General features: G+C 44.8%; 4 protein-coding genes. 2 read left to right on the forward strand and 2 right to left on the reverse strand.

The annotated features are described in order from the left end of the window. The first annotated feature begins 88 nt into the window (after nucleotides 1–88). Nucleotides 89–331 (forward strand): hypothetical protein, encoded by a 243-nt coding sequence (locus B3D59_RS02325; protein ID WP_286817477.1) that lies wholly within the window; start codon nucleotides 89–91, stop codon nucleotides 329–331. A gap of 285 nt (nucleotides 332–616) precedes the next feature. On the opposite strand, the gene B3D59_RS02330 is transcribed toward B3D59_RS02325, so the two are convergent. Continuing rightward, nucleotides 617–796, reverse strand: a complete 180-nt coding sequence (locus B3D59_RS02330) for a hypothetical protein (protein ID WP_286817478.1) — start codon at nucleotides 794–796, stop codon at nucleotides 617–619. Nucleotides 797–943: 147 nt separating this feature from the next. On the opposite strand from B3D59_RS02330, the gene B3D59_RS02335 reads away from it, so the two are divergent. Then, complete coding sequence (locus B3D59_RS02335; protein ID WP_286817479.1) at nucleotides 944–1,633, forward strand: transposase; 690 nt, start codon at nucleotides 944–946, stop codon at nucleotides 1,631–1,633. A gap of 69 nt (nucleotides 1,634–1,702) precedes the next feature. On the opposite strand, the gene B3D59_RS02340 is transcribed toward B3D59_RS02335, so the two are convergent. Further along, nucleotides 1,703–2,650: response regulator (locus B3D59_RS02340; RefSeq protein ID WP_286817480.1), on the reverse strand; the 948-nt coding region annotated here is incomplete at its 5' end.

A 2,650-nucleotide genomic window follows, 5' to 3' on the forward strand; every position in this document is an offset into this window, starting at 1 on the left:
GCACCCCACTTAACCGTGGTTGAACTTGAATTTGTTATAAAAATGAAGATTTTAAGAACTTTCTGCAACCTTTCATGCATGAGTTCTTATGAATCCGAAAACTGTTTTTTGTCCCCATGAGGATTGTGTTGCTCGTGGTCATATAGGCAAAGGCAATATCACAATTCACTCTAAAAAAGAGAAACGCTATCGCTGCAAGGAGTGTGGCAGGACATTCAGTGAGCGAAAAGGTAGTGCGTTATATCGTTTGCACAGACCGGCGGAGATGATGGTGACCGTACTGAAGCTTTTTGATCAACGACAATTATTTTTTCCCCTCAACGACAATTAAAATTCCCGTTCCCCATTCTTTATAACCTGTTTATTTTGTATTTGTTTTCCATTATTCCCTTGCTATTTTTTGTAACATTGATAATATCCCCACCCCAGCCCGGAGGATAGGGCAACTGCTGGGAAGCACCCCCGAGCGCCGTGACTGGTGACGAAGACATGGGGGCAGTATGCACTTTACTGTATGCTGTCCTTCCCCCATGTTTTTGTCTTTAATGCGTAAAATCCTCGCGCCCTAGCGCGAAACAAATACTCCGTAGGGCCGCCGGAGGCATTGGGCCTTTCTTCATTTTTCTGGTTGGTACTTAAAACCCGCTTCAATCAGTATATATTCCAAAACTATCCCAACCTCACCTCTTTTTTTGAGTTCATCAAGCATCCACTGCTGGATTCGTGCATTTACAGGAACCCGCTTTAGATGTGTCGGCAATTTGGGTTTTGGTTTTCCTCTATATCCGCCACGCATACCGTCTCCTTTGAAAAACACCCGAAAGCTCTGCTATGAAAGAACCATAGATAAATGTATTACGCTTAGGAAAAATAGGGAGAAAAATAGGGGACAGACCACTATTTTTTAATTGTATCTTCTTTCAAACCAGTGTAAATTGGCATTATGCCAAGACGTCCGAGAATAGTAGTTTCCAACATCTCTCTTCACATTATTCAAAGGGGGAATAACAAGCAGGCCTGTTTCTTTGCCGATGATGACTACTTGTCTTATCTTGAATGGCTTAAGGAGTATGCGTTAACCTCGGGTTGTCTAATCCACGCTTACGTTTTGATGACAAATCATGTCCATCTGTTGCTGACCCCTAAAAGCAGCAGCAGTGCCGGAGATTTGTTAAAACGACTGGGTCAACGGTATGTTCAATATATCAACCGAACCTATAGAAGAACGGGTACCCTATGGGAAGGAAGGTATCGATCCTGCCTGGTTCAAGAGGAGAAATATTTGTTGACATGTCAGCGGTACATAGAACTGAACCCGGTCCGTGCGGGTATTGTAGAGCATCCGGGTGAATTTAGATGGTCGAGTTATCGTCATAATGGGCAGGGAGAAATGTCGGATTTAATTACACCACATATTCTTTATCAGAGTCTTGGTGAGACAAATGACCAAAAGCAATCAATTTATAGGGAATTATTCGCGTATGGATTGGAACCTGATGAAATAGCTCAAATCAGAAAAGCCACGAATGGAAATTTTGCATTGGGGGCCAAACGATTTCAGGATGAAATCAGCAGAATGATAGGCAGGCGTGCTTTTCCGGGTAAATCTGGCAGACCGAAATCAAAAAATTGATAAAAAAAGTGGTCTGTCCCCTATTTTTCCCCTATTTTTCTTTTCCATTAAAATTGAAATACTCAAAATTTATGAAAAGTATAAAGATGCCATCGACAGATGAAGTGCATCTATATGTTTTTTTGCAAGATCAAAATCGTAATCCTCCAGTGATAGGGTAACTGCATTCATTGTTTTTGCATATTGTTCGATCCCGGGCATTTCCTGCAACTCAGCGACTGCCCGTAACGCCGCGATGTCTGATTCATCAATCATCAAACACAGCTTTTTAATCATATGAACGGTCTTTTCCGGGATGGCGGAATCAGCGGATGGCGTGGCATCTGCCGCTAAATCGGGGGAGGGGGCTGCCAAAGGAGTCAAAGCCACCATGATCCGGGAAAGCGCTTGTACGATGTCTTGAAGTAATTGATTAATCTCTTGCTCCGGCTGATGATTCCGGCAGGCTGATTCAAGTATGCCTGCCTTTTCCCTGATGCCATGGGCGCCGATATTGGCGGCTACCCCTTTAAGGGTGTGCGCGAATCTCATGGGCGCTTTTTCATCTTTTTCCTGCCTGGCCGCATCAAACTCTTTTTCAAAGTCATGGTAACGATTATAAAATTTGCGTAATAGCTTAAGATAGAGTTCTTGGTTGCCTTGAACGGTCTCCATGCCTGCCGTGATGTTTATTCCCGGGATGTTACCTAATTTGTTTTCAGTTTTCTGGGAAGGGGCCGGCTGCATTGAACTTGACGGTTTAATCCATTTATCCATAGCCTTGAAAAGTTCCTGGACCCGGATGGGCTTGCCGATGTGATCATTCATTCCGGCAGCCATTGATTTTTCCCTGTCTCCGGCCATGACGTCGGCGGTCATGGCAATGATGGGAAGGTCTTTGAATCGTTTGTCTCCGCGGATTTTCCTGGTGGCGGTGTAGCCGTCCATCACCGGCATCTGGCAGTCCATCAGCACGCCGTCGTAGGTCTGTTCGGCGAGCTTCGCCAGGGCCTCGCGGCCATTGCTGGCGACCTGCAC

This window comes from Desulfobacter sp. UBA2225, from assembly GCF_002348205.1.
Lineage (GTDB): Bacteria > Desulfobacterota > Desulfobacteria > Desulfobacterales > Desulfobacteraceae > Desulfobacter > Desulfobacter postgatei.